This is a genomic window from Demequina rhizosphaerae (genome assembly GCF_000971255.1).
Taxonomy (GTDB): Bacteria; Actinomycetota; Actinomycetes; order Actinomycetales; family Demequinaceae; genus Demequina; species Demequina rhizosphaerae.
On the sequence record NZ_BBMC01000005.1, the window covers coordinates 1 to 20,902 of the forward strand.

Annotated in this window: 21 protein-coding genes and 1 rRNA gene; 7 read left to right on the forward strand and 15 right to left on the reverse strand. The window is 71.5% G+C overall.

The features are described 5' to 3' along the window. The 4 genes from AOM07_RS08045 to AOM07_RS08060 form a co-directional block, all read right to left on the reverse strand. Window positions 1–324, reverse strand: a 16S ribosomal RNA gene (locus tag AOM07_RS08045); the annotation flags it as partial. Window positions 325–886: 562 nt separating this feature from the next. Beyond that, window positions 887–2,152 (reverse strand): tyrosine--tRNA ligase, encoded by a 1,266-nt coding sequence (gene tyrS / locus AOM07_RS08050; RefSeq protein ID WP_062312635.1) that lies wholly within the window; start codon window positions 2,150–2,152, stop codon window positions 887–889. A gap of 45 nt (window positions 2,153–2,197) precedes the next feature. After that, window positions 2,198–2,803: a uridine kinase family protein gene (locus AOM07_RS08055; RefSeq protein ID WP_156171872.1), complete on the reverse strand. Its 606-nt coding sequence runs from the start codon at window positions 2,801–2,803 to the stop codon at window positions 2,198–2,200. Further along, on the reverse strand, window positions 2,800–3,090 hold the full coding sequence (locus AOM07_RS08060) for a putative quinol monooxygenase (protein ID WP_062312638.1): 291 nt from the start codon (window positions 3,088–3,090) through the stop codon (window positions 2,800–2,802). Before AOM07_RS08060 ends, AOM07_RS08055 begins: the two co-directional genes overlap by 4 nt. A gap of 70 nt (window positions 3,091–3,160) precedes the next feature. Here AOM07_RS08060 and AOM07_RS08065 point away from each other — a divergent pair, with 70 nt between their 5' ends. Beyond that, window positions 3,161–3,643, forward strand: a complete 483-nt coding sequence (locus AOM07_RS08065; protein WP_062312641.1) for a YbaK/EbsC family protein — start codon at window positions 3,161–3,163, stop codon at window positions 3,641–3,643. Here the strand turns inward: AOM07_RS08065 and AOM07_RS08070 are convergent. The 9 genes from AOM07_RS08070 to argC form a co-directional block, all read right to left on the reverse strand. Further along, entirely contained in the window at window positions 3,630–5,630 is a 2,001-nt protein-coding gene (locus tag AOM07_RS08070) for a C40 family peptidase (protein ID WP_062312643.1), read from the reverse strand. The two genes, AOM07_RS08065 and AOM07_RS08070, sit on opposite strands and share 14 nt — an antisense overlap. 70 nt (window positions 5,631–5,700) lie before the next feature. Further along, on the reverse strand, window positions 5,701–7,119 hold the full coding sequence (gene argH / locus AOM07_RS08075) for an argininosuccinate lyase (RefSeq protein ID WP_062312645.1): 1,419 nt from the start codon (window positions 7,117–7,119) through the stop codon (window positions 5,701–5,703). Window positions 7,120–7,193: 74 nt separating this feature from the next. Further along, window positions 7,194–8,393 carry an argininosuccinate synthase gene (locus tag AOM07_RS08080; protein WP_062312647.1) on the reverse strand — a complete coding sequence of 400 codons (1,200 nt, stop codon included), beginning with the start codon at window positions 8,391–8,393 and terminating at the stop codon, window positions 7,194–7,196. 27 nt (window positions 8,394–8,420) lie between these two features. Continuing rightward, entirely contained in the window at window positions 8,421–8,906 is a 486-nt protein-coding gene (argR, locus tag AOM07_RS08085; protein ID WP_062312649.1) for an arginine repressor, read from the reverse strand. After that, the gene (gene argF, locus AOM07_RS08090) at window positions 8,903–9,844 is read right to left on the reverse strand and encodes an ornithine carbamoyltransferase (RefSeq protein WP_062312651.1); all 942 of its coding nucleotides are present in this window, start codon (window positions 9,842–9,844) and stop codon (window positions 8,903–8,905) included. Before argF ends, argR begins: the two co-directional genes overlap by 4 nt. Then, the gene (locus tag AOM07_RS08095; protein ID WP_062312653.1) at window positions 9,841–11,076 is read right to left on the reverse strand and encodes an acetylornithine transaminase; all 1,236 of its coding nucleotides are present in this window, start codon (window positions 11,074–11,076) and stop codon (window positions 9,841–9,843) included. Before AOM07_RS08095 ends, argF begins: the two co-directional genes overlap by 4 nt. Then, complete coding sequence (argB, locus tag AOM07_RS08100; protein ID WP_062312655.1) at window positions 11,073–11,972, reverse strand: acetylglutamate kinase; 900 nt, start codon at window positions 11,970–11,972, stop codon at window positions 11,073–11,075. Before argB ends, AOM07_RS08095 begins: the two co-directional genes overlap by 4 nt. Further along, a complete protein-coding gene (gene argJ, locus AOM07_RS08105) occupies window positions 11,969–13,144 on the reverse strand; it encodes a bifunctional glutamate N-acetyltransferase/amino-acid acetyltransferase ArgJ (RefSeq protein WP_062312657.1) in 1,176 nt (391 codons plus the stop codon). The genes argB and argJ overlap by 4 nt, the downstream gene beginning before the upstream one ends. After that, window positions 13,141–14,190, reverse strand: a complete 1,050-nt coding sequence (gene argC / locus AOM07_RS08110; RefSeq protein ID WP_228374422.1) for an N-acetyl-gamma-glutamyl-phosphate reductase — start codon at window positions 14,188–14,190, stop codon at window positions 13,141–13,143. Before argC ends, argJ begins: the two co-directional genes overlap by 4 nt. A 43-nt stretch (window positions 14,191–14,233) precedes the next feature. Between argC and AOM07_RS08115 the strand changes: the two genes are divergently transcribed. Beyond that, window positions 14,234–15,223: a quinone oxidoreductase family protein gene (locus AOM07_RS08115; RefSeq protein WP_062312660.1), complete on the forward strand. Its 990-nt coding sequence runs from the start codon at window positions 14,234–14,236 to the stop codon at window positions 15,221–15,223. A 38-nt stretch (window positions 15,224–15,261) separates the two neighbouring features. Next, entirely contained in the window at window positions 15,262–15,762 is a 501-nt protein-coding gene (locus AOM07_RS08120) for a GNAT family N-acetyltransferase (RefSeq protein ID WP_062312662.1), read from the forward strand. 8 nt (window positions 15,763–15,770) lie between these two features. On the opposite strand, the gene AOM07_RS08125 is transcribed toward AOM07_RS08120, so the two are convergent. After that, a complete protein-coding gene (locus tag AOM07_RS08125; protein WP_156171873.1) occupies window positions 15,771–16,466 on the reverse strand; it encodes a hypothetical protein in 696 nt (231 codons plus the stop codon). Between the two features lie 125 nt (window positions 16,467–16,591). On the opposite strand from AOM07_RS08125, the gene AOM07_RS08130 reads away from it, so the two are divergent. From AOM07_RS08130 to AOM07_RS14715, 4 genes are all read left to right on the forward strand, one after another. Continuing rightward, entirely contained in the window at window positions 16,592–17,635 is a 1,044-nt protein-coding gene (locus AOM07_RS08130) for an NAD-dependent epimerase/dehydratase family protein (protein WP_062312665.1), read from the forward strand. Window positions 17,636–17,709: 74 nt separating this feature from the next. Beyond that, a complete protein-coding gene (locus AOM07_RS14710; RefSeq protein WP_156165474.1) occupies window positions 17,710–17,871 on the forward strand; it encodes a hypothetical protein in 162 nt (53 codons plus the stop codon). Window positions 17,872–17,911: 40 nt separating this feature from the next. Beyond that, on the forward strand, window positions 17,912–18,901 hold the full coding sequence (locus tag AOM07_RS08135) for a zinc-binding alcohol dehydrogenase family protein (protein WP_062312667.1): 990 nt from the start codon (window positions 17,912–17,914) through the stop codon (window positions 18,899–18,901). 285 nt (window positions 18,902–19,186) lie between these two features. Next, window positions 19,187–19,552, forward strand: coding sequence for a hypothetical protein (locus AOM07_RS14715; RefSeq protein WP_156171874.1), 366 nt, complete (start codon window positions 19,187–19,189; stop codon window positions 19,550–19,552). Window positions 19,553–19,594: 42 nt separating this feature from the next. On the opposite strand, the gene AOM07_RS08145 is transcribed toward AOM07_RS14715, so the two are convergent. Then, complete coding sequence (locus AOM07_RS08145) at window positions 19,595–20,728, reverse strand: DUF222 domain-containing protein (RefSeq protein ID WP_062312671.1); 1,134 nt, start codon at window positions 20,726–20,728, stop codon at window positions 19,595–19,597. Window positions 20,729–20,902 lie beyond the last annotated feature (174 nt).

The window sequence follows — 20,902 nt, forward strand, 5'->3', positions numbered from 1 at the left end:
CTCAGTTCCAGTGTGGCCGGTCGCCCTCTCAGGCCGGCTACCCGTCGTCGCCTTGGTGAGCCATTACCTCACCAACAAGCTGATAGGCCGCGAGTCCATCCCAGACCGAAAAACTTTCCCAACCCTCACCATGCGGTGGAGTCGCGTATCCGGTATTAGCCCCGGTTTCCCGAGGTTATCCCAGAGTCTGGGGCAGGTTACTCACGTGTTACTCACCCGTTCGCCACTGATCAGAAAAAGCAAGCTCTTTCATCACCGTTCGACTTGCATGTGTTAAGCACGCCGCCAGCGTTCGTCCTGAGCCAGGATCAAACTCTCCGTAAATGAATGGCGTACAACCACAGAACGTGGCATACAACATTACAGAGTACGTCTCCGAAGAGACTTATTTGACCTCTGACATCGAACAAAACATCATTGCTGACATTTCGTTGTCTACCAAAGGAATCCTGCACCCCCTCAAACGAAGGGATGCCGGGTTTTGGCATCGACATGTGGCACACTGTTGAGTTCTCAAGTTTCGGACGCGCACCGCCTCGACCCTTATTCAGGACCTCGCTCGGGGCAACCCTTCTAACTTACTCTCATCATTTCCCCGTGTCAAATCGGCCCCTCGGGCCTGACTTTCCACCAAAGAAACGAACAAGAGCTCGTCGGTGATCCTTCGAGTGGTGCGGGGCACGAATGCCCGCCGCTTCCATCGGATCATCGTCACCGGGGCGTCTCCTGCAGGACCTTGTTCAGTCCCTGCCTGGCGCGTTCCTTGCGGCGACGTGGAAAACATTACGGGCACCGTGTGCCACCGGTCAAATCGCGTGCATCCCGGGCGTGTCGCGAGCGTCACCCCTGGAAGACCCCCGGATGGACCGGAGGCCGGCCGCCTTGGTCAGGCGACCGGCCTCACGATTCCCACCGATTTCTTTCCGCGACGCACCACGACCCAGCCGCCGGCGAGCGCGTGGTCGGAACCGAGAGCGAGCTCCGGGTCGTCGACCCGCTCGTTGTTCACGTACGCACCGCCTTCCTGGACCGCACGCCGCGCCGCCGACTTCGAGTCGACGATGCCGGCCGCGACGAGCGCGTCCACGATCGTCGTGCCGGCGGGCACCTCCGCTCCCCCGAGCTCCTGCGCACAGCCGGCGAGCGTGGACTCGTCGAGCGAGCCGAGCTCGCCGCGTCCGAACAGCGCCTGCGACGCATCGACCGCACCCTGGGCCGCGGCCTCGCCGTGCACCAGCGTCGTGACCTCCCACGCCAAGGTGCGCTGGGCCTCGCGACGGAAGGGCTCCTCGGCGACCTTCACCTCGAGGGCCTCGATCTCCTCGCGCGTGAGGAAGGTGAAGACCTTGATGTAGTTGACGACGTCCGCGTCCGCCTGGTTGAGCCAGAACTGGTAGAACGCGTACGGGCTGGTCATGGCGGCGTCGAGCCAGACGGTGCCGGACTCGGTCTTGCCGAACTTGGTGCCGTCCGCCTTGGTGATGAGAGGCGTCGACAGCGCGTGGACGCTGACACCCTCGGCCTTGCGGGTGAGCTCGGTGCCCGACGTGAGGTTGCCCCACTGGTCTGAGCCGCCGGTCTGCAGCGTGCAGCCGTAGCGGCGGTACAGCTCGAGGTAGTCCATGCCCTGCATGACCTGGTAGCTGAACTCGGTGTACGAGATGCCCTCGTCCGAGTGCAGGCGACGCGCGACGGTGTCCTTCGCGATCATCGTGCCGAGGCGGAAGTACTTGCCCACGTCGCGCAGCAGCTCGATCGCGGACATGTCCTTGGTCCACTCGTAGTTGTTGACCATGCGGGCGGCGTTCTCGCCCTCGAAGGACATGAACGGCTCGATCTGGCCGCGGATGCGCTCGACCCAGGCGTGAACGACCTCGACCGGATTGAGGGTGCGCTCCCCCGCCATCTTCGGGTCGCCGATGAGTCCCGTGGCGCCGCCGACCAGCATGAGCGGCTTGTGGCCGGCCAGCTGGAAGCGGCGGACCGTGAGGATCTGGACGAGGTTGCCGATGTGCAGGCTCGGCGCGGTCGGGTCGAAGCCGCAGTAGAGGGTGATGGGTCCCTCATCGAGAGCCGCGCGCAGCTCGTCGTCGCCGGTGGTCTGCGAGATCAGCCCGCGCCAGGCGAGCTCGTCGAGAAGGTGCTCAGTCATGATGGGTGACATTGTGCCAGGACGATGCGGCGGTCGAGGCGGCCCTCAACCCGGGACCGGCAGGGTGCCGTCGACGGCCGCGTCCGCGGCGGTGCGCACGCCCGACGCCTCGAGGTGCGCGCCCTCGGTCTCGTTCCACCGCAGCCACTCGCCCCGCATCGCCTCACCGTCGCGCTCGAGGCCGCGGGCGAGCCGCGTCTCCCAGGGCGCGTCGACGTAGACGACGAGGGACGCGAGCTCACGCGCCTCCCGGGACGCGACGCCGACGCCCTCGATCACGAGGAACGGCCGCGGCGGCACCGGGACGGTGTGGGTGCGCCGCGATCGATGCCAGTCCCACATCCGGAACGCACCGGCATCTCCTTGCGCGAGCGGCGCGAGGATCTGGTCGACGAGGACGCGGTCGAGCGTGGCGAGACCGCTCCAGCCCTCGTACATGTCGTCGCCGTGCAGCACGTCGGGCGGCGGCGCCTCGGGGTCGAACGTGCCGGCGCCGGCCGAGGGCCGCCCGCCGAGCGCGACCGCGATCCGGTTCGCGAGCGTGGACTTCCCCGCCCCCGCGGGCCCGTCCACGAGCACGAGGCGTGTCCCGCCGAGCCGTGCCGGTGCTTCCCGTGCCGCGGCGGCAAGCGCGGAGATCGACGGATTCACGCGTCCAGGCTAGCGATGGGTCTCGTGACGACCCGCATCCCCATCCCGGTCAGGTGCGGCCGGGCCCGCGCGATCGCGGCCCGCACGGATGGCAGGTCGAGCGAGGCACGATGCTCCGCCTCCGACTCCCACACCTCCGTCACCCAGACCGAGGCCGGATCCTCGGCGTCCTCCGCGACGAGGTACGCGACGTTGCCCGGCATGTCGCGCGCCCCCTCGAGCAGGGCCGCGACGACCTCCGAGCGTCCCGCCTCCGTGGTCCGCAGCTGACCGATGAGCCCGTACATGGCCTCCCCCTTCCAATCCCGACCACGGTATGTCGGGGGTCCGACAAGGCTCCCGGTCTACGGTGGAGTCATGCACCCTTCGAGCGCGAAGATCATCGACCTGCTCGGCGCGCACGGCCTGCACTCGCAGGTGCGCACGCTCACCGACTCGACGCGGACGGCGGCGGAGGCCGCGGCCGCGCTCGGCTGCGAGGTGGGCGCGATCGCGTCGAGCCTCGTCTTCGTCGCGGACGGCGCGCCCATCCTCGTGCTGACGAGCGGCTCGCATCGCGTCGACACCGACCTCCTCGCGCGGCAGATCGGCGTGCGCGTGATCTCCCGCGCCGATGCCGCCACGGTGCGCGGCGCGACCGGGCAGCCGATCGGCGGTGTCGCACCCGTCGGGTACGCGAACCCGATCCCCACGTACATCGACGTCGAGCTCAAGAAGCACGGCGAGCTGTGGGCGGCCGCGGGCACGCCGCACTCGGTCTTCGAGATCGCCTACGAGGACCTTCTCAGCCTCACGGGCGCGACCGAGGTCAGCGTCGAGGAGGGCGTCACAGCGGAGTGACGCTCAGCAGCCACTGGCTCGGCGTGATCGCTGTGCTGCGCACCGTCGACCAGGCCGTGAGCCGCCCGCGCGTGCCGCCCCACGAGGCCCGCCACCCGTAGGCGCCGCCGTCCGCGGCCTTCCGGTTCACCCCGGTGAAATACAGGATGTCCGTGCTGCCGTCGCCGTCGACGTCGCCGAGCGCGAGCTCGCGCGACCGCGGCGTGATCCCCCGGTTGGTGGCCGCCTGCCAGCGGGTCATCGTCCCGTCGCCGCGTCCGTAGGCGATGCTCCACCCGTACGGCTCGCCCGCGGCGGCCTTCGCCTTCGTCCGACCCGTGAACCACAGCACGTCGGTGCGGCCGTCGCCGTCGAAGTCGCCGAGGGTGAGCGTGGACGATGCGGGGGTCACGTCGTAGTCGCGGACCGTGACCGCGGGCGTCATGTCGCCGCGCACCCCACCGTGCGAGAGCGTCCACCCGGCGCCCGTGAGGGCGAGCACGTCGGTGGATCCGTCGCCGTCGAAGTCGCCGAGCTCGAGCGCGGTCGCGGCGGGCGACGCGGTGCTGCCGAGCACGGTCGCCTGCCAGGTCATCGTGCGCGACTCGCGCCCGTACGAGACGACCCAGCCGTAGACCTGGCCGGCCTTGGCGTCGGCCTGCGCGCGGCCGGTGAACTGGATGACGTCCGTGCGGCCGTCGCCGTCGAAGTCGCCGGTAGCGAGCTGCTGACCCGTCGGCGTCGCGGTCGAGGCGAGCGCGGCCCTCCACCCGGTCATCGTGCCGCGCGGCCCGCCGTACGAGATCACCCAGCCCGACGGCTGCCCGGGCTCGGCCTCGGCCTTCGCCACGCCGGTGAACCACAGCACGTCGGTCGCGCCGTCGCCGTCGAAGTCGCCCAGCGTGAACTCGAGCGTCGCCGGGGTCATCGTGGTCTTGCGGACGCGCTCCCACGGCGTGAAGGCGCCCGTCTCGGTGCCGTACGCGACGAGCCAGCCGAAGTCCTCGCCGCCGCCGGCGTCGGCGCGCGTGCGCCCCGTGAAGTCGATGACGTCGGTGAGGCCGTCCCCGTCGAAGTCCCCGTACGCGAGCTCGCCGATGGCGCCGGCCGAGTCGAGGGCCGCGGTCCAGCGGCCCATCGAGGGAGACCCGCGGGACACCCGCCAGCCGCGCGACTCGCCGTCGGCGGCCCTCGCGGCGGTGACGCCCGCGAGGTCGACGATGTCGGCGCTGTCGTCGCCGTCCACGTCGACGACCCACTCGCGGACGCCGTGGCAGTACTGGCTCGACGCGTCGCGGTCGGGGTTGGCGCTGCCGCACTCGACCGTGCCGCCGGTCGTGGTGGTGATCGCGGACCCGACGGTTCCCGAGGTCGGCACTGCGCCGTCGAGCGTGCCTCGCTCCGCCTTGAGCCGGAAGTAGCCGATGAACCACCCGTCGCGGGTCGAGACGTTGCCGTACGCGGCGACGCTGCCGGGCGCGATCGCCTCGTAGTCGTGCCCCGTGCCGTCCGTGATCGACACGTGGGTGACGTTCCACCACACGCCGGTCTCGGGGTCGCGGAAGTCCTTCTGGGACGCCGTCCTCCCATCCCACACCTCGCCGAAGAACACGACGTCGCCGGGCAGGGCCGCGGCGTCCCCGAGCGGGTAGAACTGCGACACCTGCGTGTTGGTGCCGCCCTCGCCGAGGTCGATGCCGGCGCGCGAGTACGCGTACCTCACGAGTCCCGAGCAGTCGAGGAAGCCGTCCTTCCACGAGATGCGCACGTCCTCGCCCACCCCGGCGACCTTGGTGGGCCCGGCGCGCCGGGACGAGTGCCCGTAGCCGGTGGTCCTGCCGTAGCCGATCTCCCGCTCGACCACGTACGCGGCGCCGGCGACGATGGCTGCGCGCGAGCCCTGCACGACGTCCGGCTCGGCGGCCGCGGCGGGGCTGCCCACGGCCGTGAGGCCGGCGAGCGCGAGCACGACGGCGAGAAGCGTCGAGACGACAGGACGGACGGTCATGCCGGACATATCGGCGTGCCGGGGCGCGGCGTTGAGGCCGCGCGCCCCGGTCGCCGGACTATCAGGGACGTCAGGCCGTCGTCCAGGGACGGAAGTGGCGCACGCGCGCACGCGCCGCCTTGCCCTGCTCGACCACTTGGGACGGTGCGGTGCCGCCGGCGCCGTCGCGCGCGGCAAGCGAGCCGTCGACGGTGAGCACCTCCAGCACACCGGGCGTGAGCTCGGGGTGGATGGCCGCCATCTCGTCCTCGGTGAGCTCGTGGAGCTCCTTGCCGCGCCGCTCGCACAGGCGCACGCACGCGCCGGCGACCTCGTGGGCCTCCCGGAACGGGGTGCCGTTCTTCACCATCCACTCGGCGATGTCGGTCGCGAGCGAGAAGCCCGCGGGCGCGAGCTCGGCGAGGCGCTCGGTACGGAACACGAGCGTGCGGACCATGCCGGTGAAGGCCGGCAGGATCACCTCGAGCGTGTCGACCGCGTCGAACACGGGCTCGTGGACCTCCTGGATGTCGCGGTTGTACGCAAGCGGCAGGCCCTTGAGCGTGGCCAGCAGGCCCGTGAGGTCGCCGATGAGCCGGCCCGACTTGCCGCGCGCGAGCTCGGCGATGTCGGGATTCTTCTTCTGCGGCATGATGCTCGACCCGGTGGAGTACGCGTCGTCGAGCGCGACGAAGCCGAACTCGACCGTCGCCCACGCGATGATCTCCTCGGAGATCCGCGACAGGTCGACGCCGATCATCGCGGCGACCCACGCGAACTCGGCGACCACGTCGCGCGAGGCGGTCGCGTCGATCGAGTTCTCGCAGGGGCCCAGGAAGCCGAGCTCGGACGCCACGGCGGCGGGGTCGAGCCCGAGGGTGCTCCCGGCCAGCGCGCCCGCGCCGTACGGGGAGAACGCGGCGCGCGCGTCCCAGTCCGTGAGGCGCTCGACGTCGCGCAGCAGCGGCCACGCGTGCGCCATGAGCGCGTGGCCGAGGGTCACCGGCTGCGCGTGCTGGAAGTGGGTGCGGCCGGGCATGGGCGCGTCGATGTGGCGGTCCGCCTGGCCGAGCAGCGCGTCGACGAGGTCGAGCAGCTCGGACGCGATCAGGCGCGCGTGGCGGCGCAGGTACATGCGCGGCAGGGTCGCGATCTGGTCGTTGCGCGAGCGGCCGGCGCGCAGCTTGCCGCCCAGGTCGGGGCCGATCCGCTCGATCAGCAGCCGCTCGAGCGCGCCGTGGACGTCCTCGTCGGACTCGGAGGGCAGCAGGGTGCCGGCGCGGACGTCGACGCGCATCGTCTCCAGGGCCGCGACCATCTCCCCCGCCTCGGAGGCCGTGAGCAGCCCCGCCCGCTCGAGGCCGTGCGCGTGGGCGATCGAGCCGAGGAGGTCGTCGTCCGCGTAGCGCCAGTCGAAGTGCGTGGACTTCGACAGCCGCGCGAGCGCCGCGTCGGGCCCGCCCTCGAAGCGTCCGCCCCAGAGCGCTCCCTCGTTGGTCTCCCCTGCCATGACCTGCTCCTTAGATAGTGGTGCGGCGGCCGCGCCCTCCCCGGGCGCGGCCGCCGCGATGCCCTGCTCCGACCCTAGGACAGGCGCGACTCGCGCGCCGCCGCCTGCTTCGCGGCGAGGCCGTAGATCTCGATGAAGCCGCGCGCCGCCGACTGGTCGAAGGTGTCGCCCTCGTCGTAGGTCGCGAGGTTGAAGTCGTACAGCCCGGTCTCCGAGCGGCGGCCCGTGACCACGGCCTTGCCGCCGTGGAGGACCATGCGGATCTCGCCGTTGACGTGGCGCTGGGTCTCGTCGATGAACGAGTCGAGCGCGCCCTTGAGCGGGGCGTTCCACATGCCGTCGTAGACGAGCTCGGTCCACTCGTGCGAGACGCGGCGCTTGTAGCGCGCGAGCTCGCGCTCGAGGGTGACGTTCTCGAGCTCCTTGTGCGCCTCGATGAGCGCGATGGCGCCGGGCGCCTCGTAGATCTCGCGGCTCTTGATGCCCACGAGACGGTCCTCGACGATGTCGATGCGGCCGATGCCCTGCGCGCCGGCGCGGCGGTTCATCTCCTCGATCGCCTGCAGCGGCGACACGGCCTGGCCGTCGATCGCGACGGGGACGCCCTGCTCGAACGTGAGCACGACCTCGTCCGGGACGGGCGGGAAGGCCGGGTCGTCGGTGTAGTCGTAGATGTCCTTGGTGGGCGCGTTCCAGATGTCCTCGAGGAAGCCGGTCTCGACGGCGCGGCCCCACACGTTCTGGTCGATCGAGAAGGGGTTCTTCTTCGTGGTCGCGATGGGCAGCGCGTTGCGCTCGGCGTAGTCGATCGCCTTGTCGCGCGTGAGCGCGAGGTCGCGGACGGGCGCGATGCACTTGAGGTCGGGGGCCATCGACACGATGCCGACCTCGAATCGGACCTGGTCGTTGCCCTTGCCGGTGCAGCCGTGGGCCATGGTCGACGCGCCGAACTGGCGGGCCGCCTTGACGATGTGCTTGACGATGACGGGCCGCGACAGGGCCGAGACCAGGGGGTACTTGTCGTGGTAGAGCGCGTTCGCCTTGAGCGCCGGCATGCAGTACTCCTCGGCGAACTCGTCGCGCGCGTCGGCGACGTAGGCCTCGACGGCACCGCAGTCGAGCGCGCGCTGACGGATGACCTCGAGGTCCTCGCCGCCCTGGCCGACGTCGACCGCGACCGCGATGACCTCGGCGCCGGTCGCCTCCGCGATCCAGCCGATGGCGACGGAGGTGTCGAGGCCTCCCGAGTAGGCCAGCACGATGCGCTCTGCCATGTTCTTCTTCCTTACCTTGAGATGGGACTACAGACCGCTGGCGCGGTGCAGGAACTTGCTCGCGAGGCTCTCCCCGCCGTGGGGGTCCGCCGCGATGACGAGAATCGTGTCATCGCCGGCGACGGTTCCCAGGACCTCCGGGTCCTCGTGCGTGTCGATGGCCATCGCGAGGAACTGCGCGGCCCCGGCGGGGGTGCGCAGCACGGTGAGGTTGGCGCTGCCGGCCGCGGAGTGGAGCAGCTCGGCGCACAGGCGGTTGAGGCGCGCGCCGGTGTCCTCCATCGACTCGAGGATCGCCTGGGTCGCGTACGTGATGCGGCCCTCCGCGTTGCGCACCTTGACCGCGCCGATCTCCTCGAGGTCGCGCGACAGCGTCGCCTGGGTCGCGTGGATGCCCTGGCGCTCGAGGAGCACGGCGAGCTGGCTCTGCGACTCGACGGAGGCGGTCTCGATGAGCTGGCGCACGAGCGCCTGGCGGGCGGCCTTCGTCTGCGGGACGGTGTGGCCGCTCATCGCGTCACCAGCCACGTGAGGAGCGCCTTCTGCGCGTGGAGGCGGTACTCGGCCTCGAGCCACACGATCGACTGCGGGCCGTCGATGACCTCGGCGGTGATCTCCTTTCCGCGGTAGGCGGGCAGGCAGTGGAGCACCTGGACCCCCGGGTTCGCGAGCTCGAGCGTGCGGGCGTCGACCTGGAACGCACCGAAGACGCCGGCCCGCACCTGGTACTGCTCCTCGTCGCCCATCGACACCCACGTGTCGGTGGCGATGACGTCGGCGCCGGCGACCGCATCGTCGTGATCCGTGGTGACGGTGACGGAGCCGCCCTGCTCGGCCGCGATGCGCTTCGCGTCGAGGACGATGCGCTCGTCGGGCTGGTAGTCGGCAGGCGCCCCGACGCGGACGTGCATGCCGGCGAGCGCGCCGCCGAGCAGGTACGAGTGCGCCATGTTGTTGGCGCCGTCGCCCACGTACGTGAGGGTGAGCCCGGCGAGGGCGTCCACTCCCCCGCGCGCATCGGCCACGGCGGCGAGGTCGGCGAGGATCTGGCACGGGTGGAACGAGTCGGTGAGGGCGTTGACGACCGGCTTGCGCGAGTGGGCCGCCATCTCCTCGATGAGGTGCTGGCCGAAGGTGCGCCACACGATCGCGCTCACCATCGACTCGAGCACGCGCGCGGTGTCGGCGACGGGCTCCCCGCGGCCGAGCTGCGAGGTCGCCGAGTCGATGACGAGCGGGTAGCCGCCCAGCTCCGCGATGCCCGTCGAGAACGACACGCGGGTGCGGGTCGAGGGCTTGTCGAAGATCACCGCGACGGCCTGGGGCCCCGCAAAGGGCTGGTGAAGGTGGCGGTCCTGGCGGAACGCGAGCGCCAGCTCGAGGATCTCGCGCTGCTCGGCGGCCGTGATGTCGTCGTCGCGGAGGAAGTGGCGGACGGCGCTGTCGGTCATGGGTTCTCCGTGATGAGGCGGGTGCCGTGCTCGGCGAACCACGCGATGAAGAGGTCGGCCTCGGGCCGGGTGAGCGTGAGGGCGGGCACCAGGCGGATGGTGTCCGGCGAGGGCGGGTTGACGATGAAGCCGGCGTCGACCGCGGCGCGCGCGAGGGCGGCGCTCACGGGGGCCGCGAGGCCGATGCCGAGCATGAGCCCCTCGCCGCGCACCTCGACCACGCCGTCGAGGGCCTCGAGGGCGGTCCGCAGGTGCTCGCCCACGGCCTTCGCGTTCGCGATGAGCCCGAGCTCCTCGATGGTGTCGAGCGTCGCGTTGGCCGCGGCGGCGGCGAGCGGGTTGCCGCCGAACGTGGTGCCGTGCTCGCCCTTGGTGAGCAGCGCGCCGGCGCGCTCGCCGAAGGCGACGACGGCGCCCACGGGGAAGCCGCCGCCGAGCCCCTTGGCGAGGGTCATGACGTCGGGGTGCACGCCGGTGAGCTGGTGCGCGAACCAGGCGCCGGTGCGGGCGACTCCGGTCTGCACCTCGTCCATGATCAGCAGCGCGTCGTGCCGCAGCGTGAGCTCGCGGGCGGCGGCGAGGACGTCGTGGGAGACGGGCCGCACGCCGGCCTCGCCCTGGATGGGCTCGAGGATGACCGCGGCGAGGTCGTCACCCACCGACGCGACGGGCTCCTCGAGCGCCGCGACCTCGGGGGCGACGAAGACGACGCGCTCGAGCAGCGGCGCGAACGGGGCGCGGAGGGCCTCCTTGTGGGTCATGGACAGCGCGCCCATGGACCGGCCGTGGAAGCCGCCCTCGAGGGCGATGATCGTCCCCTTGCCCGTCTTGCGGGCCATCTTGAAGGCGGCCTCGTTGGCCTCGGTGCCGGAGTTGCAGAGGAAGACGCGGGAGCCGTGGGGCGCCTGCGCGAGCTCGATGAGGCGCTCGGCGAGGCGGATCTGCGGCTCGGTCGCGAAGAAGTTGGAGGCGTGCGCGAGGGTCGCGGCCTGGGTGGTGACGGCGGCCACCCATGCGGGGTGGGCGTGACCGAGCGCGTTGACGGCGATGCCGCCGAGCAGGTCGAGGTAGCGGTTGCCGTCGGCGTCCCAGACCCAGGACCCCTCGCCGCGCGTGAGGACGCGCAGGGGCTCGCCGTAGGTGCCCATGAGGGCGTGGTCGTAGCGCTGGAGCTCGACGCGGCCGCGCTCGAGGCCCGCCTCTCCGTGCGTCGCCAGCGGTTGCCCGTTCATACCCAGACCTCCTTGTCCTGGAGCACCATGGTGCCGAAGCCCGCGGAGGTGAAGACCTCGGCCAGGATCGAGTGGGCCTCGCGGCCGTCGATCACGTGGGCCTGCGGCACCCCTCCGCGGACGGCGCGCAGGCATGCCTCCATCTTCGGCCGCATGCCGGACTCGAGCGAGGGCAGCATCTCCTCGAGGTGGCTCGCGTTGATCTCGGAGATCAGGGAGTCCTTGTCGGGCCAGTCGCCGTAGAGCCCCTCGACGTCGGTGAGGACGATGAGCTTGCGGGCGCGCAGGGCGACGGCGACGGCGGCGGCGGCCGTGTCGGCGTTGACGTTGAGGACCGTGGTGGGGTCGTCGACGTCGGGCGCGACGGTGCTGACGACCGGGATGCGGCCGGCCTCGATGATGTCGACGATGGCGCCGGGGTTGACCTTGACGACGTCCCCGACGAGGCCGACGTCGACCGGCTCGCCGTCGACCACGGCGTGGCGGCGCTTGGCCTGGAGCATGCCGGCGTCCTCGCCCGACAGCCCGACGGCGTAGGGACCGTGGTCGTTGATGAGGCCCACGAGCTCGCGCGACACCTGGCCGGTGAGCACCATGCGGACCACGTCCATCGCCTCGGGGGTGGTGACGCGCAGGCCGCCGCGGAACTCGGACTCGATGCCGAGCTTCGACAGCATCCCGGAGATCTGAGGGCCGCCGCCGTGCACCACGACCGGGTGCAGGCCGAGCAGGCGCAGGTGGACGATGTCCTGCGCGAACGAGCGCTTGAGGGTGTCGTCGATCATGGCGTTGCCGCCGTACTTGATGACGACGGTGGCGCCGCGGAACGTCTCGATCCACGGCATGGCGTCGATGAGGACGCTCACCTTCTGCTGGGGCGTGAGGTCAAGGTTCATGAGGAGTACGCGCTGTTCTCGTGGACGTAGTCGTGGGTGAGGTCGTTGGTCCAGACGGTGGCCCGGGCGCCGCCGGCGTGGAGGTCGACCTCGACGAGGACCTCGCGGCCGGAGAGGTCGACGCCCTCGCGGGGGTCGCCGACGCCGGAGGCGCGGCAGACCTGGACCCCGTTGACGGAGACGTCCAGCGCGGTCGCGTCGAAGGGTGCCACCTCCTCGGGGACGGTGCCGGCGGCGGAGATGATGCGGCCCCAGTTGGGGTCGTTGCCGAAGATCGCGGCCTTGAAGAGGTTGGACCGGGTGATGGCGCGGGCGACGGCCTCGGCCGCGTCCTCGGTGGTGGCGTTGACGACGGTGACGGCGACGTCGTGGCTCGCGCCCTCGGCGTCGGCGACGAGGCCCCGGGCCAGGGTCGCGCACACCTCGGTGAGGGCCGCCTGGAAGGCGTCGGGCTCGGGGACGATGCCGGTGGCGCCGCTCGCGAGCAGCAGCACGGTGTCGTTGGTGGACATGCAGCCGTCGGAGTCGACGCGGTTGAAGGTGGTGCGGACGGCCTCCCTCAGGGCCTCGTCCGCGGTGGCCGCGTCGATCTGCGCGTCCGTCGTGATGACGCACAGCATCGTCGCGAGGCCCGGGGCGAGCATGCCCGCGCCCTTGGCCATGCCCCCGACGGTCCAGCCGTCGACCTCGACGGCGGCCTCCTTGGGTACCGTGTCCGTGGTCATGATGGCGAGGGCCGCATCGGCGCCGCCGTCGGCCGCCAGGGCCGCCACCGCATCGTCCACGCCGTCGAGGAGCCGGCCCATGGGCAGGCGCACGCCGATGAGTCCGGTCGAGCACACGGCGACGTCGCCCGGGCCGATGTCGCGGCCGCTCCCCTGGAGCGACGATGCGACGTGCTCGGCGGTGCGGTGGGTGTCGAGGAAGCCGTCGGGCCCGGTGGCGGCGTTCGCGCCGCCCGAGTTGAGGACGACGGCGTCGACCCGCGCGTCAGCGAGGACCTGGCGGGTCCAGGTGACGGGGGCGGCGACGACGCGGTTCGAGGTGAGGACGCCGGCGGCGACCTTGGAGGGGCCCTCGTTGACGACGACGGCGACGTCGCGCGCGCCGGTGCTCTTGAGGCCGGCGACGACGCCGGAGGCGAGGAATCCCTGTGCTGCGGTGACGCTCACGGTGCCACTCCGATCGTGGTGAGGCCGGTGGTCTCGGGCAGGCCCAGGGCGACGTTCATCGACTGGAGGGCGGCGCCCGCGGTCCCCTTGACGAGGTTGTCGATCGCGGCGACGACGACCACGCGGCCCGCCTTGCCGTCGACGGCGACCTGGATCAGGGCCGTGTTCGCGCCGAGCGTGGCGGCCGTCGTGGGCCACTGGCCCTCGGGCAGGAGGTGGACGAAGGGCTCGTCGGCGTAGGCGTCCTCCCAGGCGGCGCGGACGGCCTCGACGTTCACTCCCGTCGCGAGCGGCGCGGTCACGGTCGCGAGGATGCCGCGCGCCATCGGCACGAGGGTGGGCGTGAAGCTGAGGCGGACGTCGGCCGCCCCGGCGGAGGTGAGGTTCTGGACGATCTCGGGGATGTGGCGGTGGGAGCCGCCGACGGCGTAGGGCTGCGCGCTGCCGAGCGCCTCGGACGCCAGGTACGGCACCGCGAGCTTCTTGCCGGCGCCCGAGTAGCCGTTCGCGAGGACGGCGACCACGTCGGACGGGTCGACGACGCCGGCCGCGACGCCGGGCTGGAGGCCGAGGGTCACCGCGGTGACGTTGCAGCCGGGGACCGCGATCCGCTTCGTGCCCGGGAGCGCGTCGCGCTGGTGGCCGGTGGGCGTGATGAGCTCGGGCATGCCGTAGGGCCAGGTGCCGGCGTGATCGCCGCCGTAGTACTCGGCCCAGGCCTGGGCGCTCTCGAGGCGGTGGTCGGCACCGCAGTCGATGACGAGGGTCTCGGGCGGCAGCTGGGCGGCGATCTCGGCGGAGGCGCCGTGCGGCAGCGCGAGGACCACGACGTCGTGCCCGGCGAGGTTCTCGGGCGTGGTCTCGACGACCACCCGCTCGGCGAGGTGCCGCAGGTGCGGCTGGTGCGCGCCGAGCGCGTCACCCGCGCTCGAGTGCGCGGTGAGGGCGCCGAACTCCACGTCGGGATGAGCGGAGAACACGCGCAGGACCTCGCCGCCGACATAGCCGGAGGCGCCTGAGACGGCGACACGGATGCTCATATGCATAACCATACATGCCCATGCATGAGGCTGTGTAGCACGACGTACCATGCGTGATGTGAGAGCGATCCAGGTGACGCGGCCCGGTGGTCCGGAGGTGCTCGAGCTGGTCGAGCTCGAGCGTCCGGTCGCCACGCCCGGGCACGTCGTGGTGCGGGTCGAGGCGGCCGGCGTCAACTTCGTCGACACGTACCAGCGCTCGGGCGTATACCCCATGGAGCTGCCGTTCGTCCCCGGCAAGGAGGGCGCCGGCGAGATCGTCGAGGTGGGCGAGGGCGTCCACGACTTCGTCGAGGGCGAGGGGGTCGCGTGGGCCTTCACGCAGGGCTCCTACGCCGAGTACATCCGCGTGCCGGTCACCGACCTCTACCGGGTCCCCGAGGACGTCGAGCTCGACATGGCGGCGGCCGCGATGCTCCAGGGGCTCACCGCGCACTACCTCGTCACCTCGTCCTACGCAGTGATGCCGGGCGACACGGTGCTGGTGCATGCCGCCGCGGGCGGCGTGGGGCTGCTCCTCACGCAGCTGGCGGTCGCGCGCGGCGCGACGGTGATCGGCACGGTCGGCTCGGCCGACAAGGTGCGGATCGCAGAGCAGGCGGGCGCGTCGCACGTGCTGCGCTACGACCTCATGGACGACATCACCCGCGACCTCCCGGAGGCCGTGCGCCGCATCGTCCCCGAGGGCGTCGCGGCCGTCTACGACGGCGTGGGCCGCACGACGTTCGACGGCTCGCTCGCATCGGTGCGCCGACGGGGATCCATGGTCCTCTTCGGGGCCGCCTCGGGCCCGGTCGACCCGGTCGACCCGCAGCGGCTCAACTCCGCGGGCTCGGTGCTGCTGAGCCGGCCGACGCTGGGCGACTTCACGGCGGACGCCGAGGAGCGGGAGTGGCGCGCGAGCGACATCTTCCACGGGATCCTGCTCGGCGACCTCAGCGTGCGGATCGACCACGGCTACGCGCTCGAGGAGGCCGCGGAGGCGCATCGTGCGCTCGAGTCGCGCACGACGTCGGGCAAGCTCCTGCTCCACCCGTAGGACACATTCCCGACACATCGACCAGGCACAATGTGACCATGCAGAACCTGCGACTGCGCGTCATGCGCGCCGCCGACGTGCCGGCGGTCACGGCGCTCAACGCGGGCGCCTCGCCCGCGGTCAACCTCCTCGAGGAGGACGAGCTCGCGGCGCTGCACGCGATGAGCGACGTCGCGCTCGTCGCGACGAACCGGGACCGCGAGGTCATCGCGTTCCTGCTGAGCCTGGGCATGGGCCAGCCGTACGAGTCCGAGAACTACCGCTGGTTCGAGGACCGCGGGGTGCGTCACCAGTACATCGACCGGATCGTGGTGGCGCCGTCGGCGAAGGGCACGGGCGTGGGTCGCGCGCTCTACGAGTCGGTGTTCGAGCGGGCGCGCGAGCGCGGCGCCAGCGAGGTGACCACGGAGGTCCAGCTCGACCCGCCGAACCCGGGCTCGGTGACGTTCCACGAGCACCTGGGCTTCCAGCGGGTCGCGGAGCAGCGCACGCGGGGCGGGTCCGTGCTCGTCGCGCTGCTGGCGCGGGCGGTCTACTGACCCCCTGCCTACTTGGCGATGAACATCCCGGCGTTGCGGGCGCGCTCGTCGGCGACGCGGTGGAGGCCGTAGCTCAGCACGCGCTCGTCGGAGCCGAGGCGGTGCGCCGTCCGGCGGATGAGGTCGCCGATGGCGGAGCGGTCCATCGCGTCGACCACCTCGGCGTCCTCGGCGGATCCCGCGAGGGAATCCTTCACGAGGGCGACGACGTCGTCGTTGGGCGGGATGGGCGCGTGCACCATGAAGGCGATGGACGCCCAGGTGCCGGGGCCGAGCCCGCGGATCGAGAGCAGCAGCTTCGCGACCTCGTCGGTGCGGGTGCGGATCGCGTCCTGCATGTCGAAGGCGGACCTCACGCCCGAGTGGGTGAGCAGGCGGGCGGCCTCGTGGATGACGTCGGCGCGCCGGCGCGGGACGCCGAGCACGGTGGAGTCGCCCCAGCGGTCGCCGAGGATCGAGCGGAGGTCGACCGGATCGATCGCGGCGAGCTCGACGAGGTTGTCGAGGCTGCTGCCGGGTCGGCGGCGCATGACGGAGTCGGCGATGTCGCCGACCGCCTGCTCCGGCAGCTGCGATGCGAACACGCCCGTGATGAGGGCAAGCTCGCTCTGAGCGGGATAACCCCACGGCGCGGCGTCCCTCCAGCCGGCCGGGAGGATCCCCCCAAGCGCCGCCCTCAGATTCGGCACCAGGTCCTCGACCATGGACCCACGGTACTCCCCGGACTGCATCAGCGGCACCCGTGCAAAAGGGGCATATCCCACGACTTTCGGGGCCTCCGTTTCCGGCATCCGAGCGCGCTTCTCAGGGGCCGTCCTAGGCTCGGGGCATGCGCATCCTCATCGTCGGCGGCACGGGCCTGATCTCGTCCGAGCTCGCCTCCCAGGCCGCGGCGGCCGGCCACCATCTCACGCTCGTCACCCGCGGGCGCTCGCCGCTCGAGGCTCCCCCAGGCACGGCATCGATCCACGCGGACGCGACCGACGCATCGGCCCTGCGGGAGGCCCTGCACGGCATGCGGCTGCGGGGCGAGCGCTTCGACGCGGTGGTGCAGTTCATCGCGTTCACGCCCGAGCAGGTGGCGGCGGATGTCGAGACGTTCGCCCCGCTCACGGACCAGTACGTGCTGGTGGCGACCTCGGCCGCTTACAAGACGTTCGACCGGCTCCACCCGCTCACCGAGGACACGGAGCAGGAGAACCTCCACTGGGAGTACGCGCGCCTCAAGGCGGAGTGCGAGGCGGTGCTGCGGGCGAGCGGAATCCCGTGGACCATCGTGCGGCCGGCGCACACGTACGGCCCGTCGAAGATCCCGGGCTACACGGGCAACAGCTCGCATCCGTGGACGCTGGTCGACCGGATGCGGCGGGGCGCGGACATCGTGATCCCGGGCGACGGCACGTCGCTGTGGACGCTCACGCACGCGCGGGACGTGGCGGCGGGGATGCTGGGGCTGCTGGGGAACGAGGCGGCGCTCGGGGAGGCGGTCCACATCACCTCGGACGAGGCGCTCACCTGGAGGGGCATCCACGCGGCGATCGCGGCCGCGGCGGGACTGACGCCGGAGCAGTTCGCGGCGCAGGTGGTGTGCGTGCCGTCGGACGCGCTGGTGGCGGCGCGGCCGTCGGAGGCGGGCTCGATCTACGGCGACAAGATGCATCCGGCGGTCTACGACACCTCCAAGATCAGGCGCCTGGTGCCGGGCTGGGAGGCGCGGGTGGCGTTCGAGCAGGGCGTCGCGGAGGCGGTCGCCTGGTTCGAGGCGGACCCGGCGCGACAGCAGGTGAACGAGGACGCGAACGCGATGCTCGACGCGGTGGCGCGCATCTATCGGGACGCGCTCGACCGGGTGCGGGCCGAGGTGGGGCCCTGACCGGCGAGGAACCCCCGAAGGGACGGGACCCGGAGGTCGCGTTCCCGCTCGCGATCGCGTCGACGGCGCTGGGCGTGGTGGGCCTCACGGTGCCGACGCTCGCCTGGGTCGCGCTGCTGCTCGCGGTGGCGGGCTACCTCCTCAATGTCCGGCACGCCCCGACGCGAGCGTTCGCGATCGCGGGCGCGGCGTTCGCGCTGGTGGGGATCGTGACCGCGATCGTCGGGTCGGGCTGACCCTCCCGGGCGTACTGTCGAAGGGCGAGAAGGGATCGCCATGCACGCCATCGCCGCCTTCGCCGGGCTCCCGATCGAGAGCCACGAGGCGCTCGTCGACGTCGAGCTGCCGATGCCCGACCACGGTCCCCTCGACCTGCTCATCCGGGTCGAGGCGGTGTCCGTCAACCCGGTGGACGTGAAGGTGCGCGTCTCGCGTTCGACGCCCGACTCTCCGCGGGTCCTGGGTTACGACGGGGCGGGCGTGGTGGAGGCGGTCGGCGCGGAGGTGGCCGGCTTCGCCCCGGGCGACCATGTCTGGTGGGCCGGAGACATCGGCCGCGCGGGCTCGAACGCCGAGTACCAGGCGGTCGACCATCGGATCGTCGCACATCTGCCGTCGACCTGGACCTTCGCGGAGGCCGCGGCCCTGCCCCTGACGGCGCTCACCGCGATGGAGGCGTTCCGCGACCACCTGCGGCTCGAGCCACGCTCGGAGGGCACGCTTCTCATGGTCGGGGGCGCGGGCGGGGTGGGCTCGGCGGCGATCCAGCTGGCGAAGGCCACCACCGGCCTCAGCGTGCTGGCGACCGCGAGCCGCGAGGCCTCGGCCGAGTGGGCGACCGCGATGGGCGCGGACGCCGTCGTCGACCACCGGAACCTCGCGGCGGCGGTGCTCGGGGCCGCCCCGGAGGGCGTCGACCACATCTTCTCCGCCTTCACGCCGGGCAACATCGGCGCCTTCGCGGAGATCGGGCGCCCGTTCTCTCAGGTGGTCGTGATCGACGGCGGCTTCGAGGACATCGCGCCGCTCAAGCCCAAGTCGATGTCGGTGCACTGGGAGTACATGTTCGCGCGTGCCCTGCACGGGACCGCCGACCTCGGCCGCCAGGGCGAGTACCTCGCGGAGGTCGCCCACCTCGCGGAGCGCGGGCTTGTGCGAACGACCGCGAACGAGCTCCTCGAGGGGTTCACGGCGGCCAACCTGCGCGAGGCGCATCGGCGCGTGGAGTCGTCGTCGATGATCGGCAAGGTCGTGGTGCACCGGTAGCGGGCAGAGTTCTCCCGTGGTCATGCGGCGTCTTGTTCGTCGTGGTGGTCGTCGAGGTCGATGTGGAGTCGTGCGATGCCACCTTGGATGGGGGTCCGGGTGGGGTCGATGGTGGCCGGTGAGATGAACCATGGTCTGCCGTCGCGCATCTCGAGCTCCCAGTCGGTGGTGTGGAGCCTGACGTGGCAGCCGGTGCACAGCGGGACCCCGTTGGGCGCACATGCGGTGCGCCTGATCGCGCCGCGCGCTAAGCCCTGACGTCGGAGTGCTCAGTAGGCTCAGGGCATGCTGAGAGAACTTCGCGCCAATCGCGGCTGGAAGAGACTGCTCACGCCAATTCCGCAGTTCAGCGTCCACTTCTCGAAGGAAACATGCGCTTCGAGCCTTTGGGCCTATGGCGAGGATGACCTCGCAGACCGCGCACTGACGATGACCGACGCCGAACTGACTCACGTTCAGACCATCGCGTCGCACTTCGAGGATCCAGACTTCGCGCTGCCTGCGGCGGCCAAGCGCATCACGCACAATCACGTGATGGCACTCGCGGCGGTCGCGTACTTCGAGCGCCGGATTCGCCCGCTGGCACTCGGACGCCGCCGACCGCAGAAGCTCCGGCCCGCAAAGTTTGCCCCCACGGCTCCCGAGCTCTAGTCCCAGCCCGGCCACCGAGTGTCGCGACGCGCAGCCGGTGTATTAACGAGTTGCTCCGTCCTTGAGGTCGGTGCGGCCGCCGTCGCGACCCCAATAGCGCCAGTGGTGCACGATGCACCACGTCGGTGGTGCCAGGCACCACGCACAGCCGCCGTCACGTTCCATCAGCGCCTTGCGTTGATCGGCGGTGTACAGGCGGCGTGCACGACCCCAGTCCAACGGCACCGAGTCCCCACCCATCACGACGGGCAGGATCCGTGCGTCGACGGCCATCAGCCGCATCGTGCCCACGGTGATCGGGCCCGGCAGCGAGTCGCACGAGCCCATGGCCAGGTCGTCCTCCAGGTCGGCCTTGTTCACGCGGACGATGACCTCGGTGCGCACCCCCGACCCGGGCCGGTCGCAGCCCAGCCCATGCTGGGCGAGCATCGCCAACGCGTCCACCCTCACCTGCACCGCGGTGCGCCGATCCGCCTGCGCCAGCACAGGATCGTCCTGGCGCCGCTGGAAGGCGTCCTTGAGCTGGGCGTCGACCCACGCCACGATCGGTGCCGCCGACGCCACATCCAAACGCGCCGACAGCCGGGTCATGCCGTCGGCGTCACGCGAGATCACCAGCGCACGCTGGTCACGGTGGCGGCGCTCCTTCGCAGCCAACGCCTCCCGGTCCAGGCGCGCCCGCAGCTGCTCGCACGCCCGCCGCAGATCCCGCAACGACAACCGCTCCGCCTTCGCCACCAGCCTGGCCTCCAGCCCCTCAGGAACCTCGGTCAGGGAGTCGAGGGTGTCGGTCAACACCGTGACCGCGCCGGCTCCGATCCGTCCCTCCTCATGCGCGGCCGCGATCAGCGGATACCTCTCCTTCTTCGCCGAGTCGCCCGCATCGATGAGCTTCTGCGCCTCCCCCTCACCGATACCAAGATCCTCGGCGACCTTGCCCCGTGCGTTCGCGTGCCCGTGGCGGCGTGCCCACCCGTTCGCGCCCCGCTCGCGCGCCGAGCGTCGTTGCACGGCGGCCCCCGCGTCCGCCGCGGCCACGCCCGCGTGGCGGTACACCGACGCCACGCACTCCTGGAACAGCCCGAACTCCTCCTCGCCCAACGCATCCAGGTCCGCACCCTCGAAGTGGCGCAACGCGGCCAACGCAGTCGTGAGGCGGGCCGCGGAGAACGTCATGAACCCAGTCCACCACGAGGGTCTGACAACCACACCGGCCAGAATCCACAGGAATACCAGGGAGGATAACTTCCCCACCCCACGAGACCGGGGACATCACCCCGCGGCGCCACGACGCCGCGGCACCACCGCCGCGCGCACCAGGGACGATGCGCGAAACGCCCCCGCAAGGAC

What these genes read in the sequence shown, in the direction of transcription:
- AOM07_RS08145 (WP_062312671.1), bottom strand. Translation starts at nt 20,728, where the DNA reads ATGACGTTCTCCGCGGCCCGCCTCACGACTGCGTTGGCCGCGTTGCGC.
- AOM07_RS08080 (WP_062312647.1), bottom strand. Translation starts at nt 8,393, where the DNA reads ATGGCAGAGCGCATCGTGCTGGCCTACTCGGGAGGCCTCGACACCTCC.
- argC (WP_228374422.1), bottom strand. Translation starts at nt 14,190, where the DNA reads ATGCATATGAGCATCCGTGTCGCCGTCTCAGGCGCCTCCGGCTATGTC.
- AOM07_RS08135 (WP_062312667.1), top strand. Translation starts at nt 17,912, where the DNA reads ATGCACGCCATCGCCGCCTTCGCCGGGCTCCCGATCGAGAGCCACGAG.
- AOM07_RS08060 (WP_062312638.1), bottom strand. Translation starts at nt 3,090, where the DNA reads ATGTACGGGCTCATCGGTCAGCTGCGGACCACGGAGGCGGGACGCTCG.
- argF (WP_062312651.1), bottom strand. Translation starts at nt 9,844, where the DNA reads ATGACCGACAGCGCCGTCCGCCACTTCCTCCGCGACGACGACATCACG.
- argR (WP_062312649.1), bottom strand. Translation starts at nt 8,906, where the DNA reads ATGAGCGGCCACACCGTCCCGCAGACGAAGGCCGCCCGCCAGGCGCTC.
- AOM07_RS08120 (WP_062312662.1), top strand. Translation starts at nt 15,262, where the DNA reads ATGCAGAACCTGCGACTGCGCGTCATGCGCGCCGCCGACGTGCCGGCG.
- AOM07_RS08130 (WP_062312665.1), top strand. Translation starts at nt 16,592, where the DNA reads ATGCGCATCCTCATCGTCGGCGGCACGGGCCTGATCTCGTCCGAGCTC.
- argH (WP_062312645.1), bottom strand. Translation starts at nt 7,119, where the DNA reads ATGGCAGGGGAGACCAACGAGGGAGCGCTCTGGGGCGGACGCTTCGAG.
- AOM07_RS08095 (WP_062312653.1), bottom strand. Translation starts at nt 11,076, where the DNA reads ATGAACGGGCAACCGCTGGCGACGCACGGAGAGGCGGGCCTCGAGCGC.
- AOM07_RS08065 (WP_062312641.1), top strand. Translation starts at nt 3,161, where the DNA reads ATGCACCCTTCGAGCGCGAAGATCATCGACCTGCTCGGCGCGCACGGC.
- AOM07_RS08125 (WP_156171873.1), bottom strand. Translation starts at nt 16,466, where the DNA reads ATGGTCGAGGACCTGGTGCCGAATCTGAGGGCGGCGCTTGGGGGGATC.
- argB (WP_062312655.1), bottom strand. Translation starts at nt 11,972, where the DNA reads ATGAACCTTGACCTCACGCCCCAGCAGAAGGTGAGCGTCCTCATCGAC.
- AOM07_RS08070 (WP_062312643.1), bottom strand. Translation starts at nt 5,630, where the DNA reads ATGACCGTCCGTCCTGTCGTCTCGACGCTTCTCGCCGTCGTGCTCGCG.
- AOM07_RS08115 (WP_062312660.1), top strand. Translation starts at nt 14,234, where the DNA reads ATGCGTGATGTGAGAGCGATCCAGGTGACGCGGCCCGGTGGTCCGGAG.
- AOM07_RS14715 (WP_156171874.1), top strand. Translation starts at nt 19,187, where the DNA reads ATGCTGAGAGAACTTCGCGCCAATCGCGGCTGGAAGAGACTGCTCACG.
- tyrS (WP_062312635.1), bottom strand. Translation starts at nt 2,152, where the DNA reads ATGACTGAGCACCTTCTCGACGAGCTCGCCTGGCGCGGGCTGATCTCG.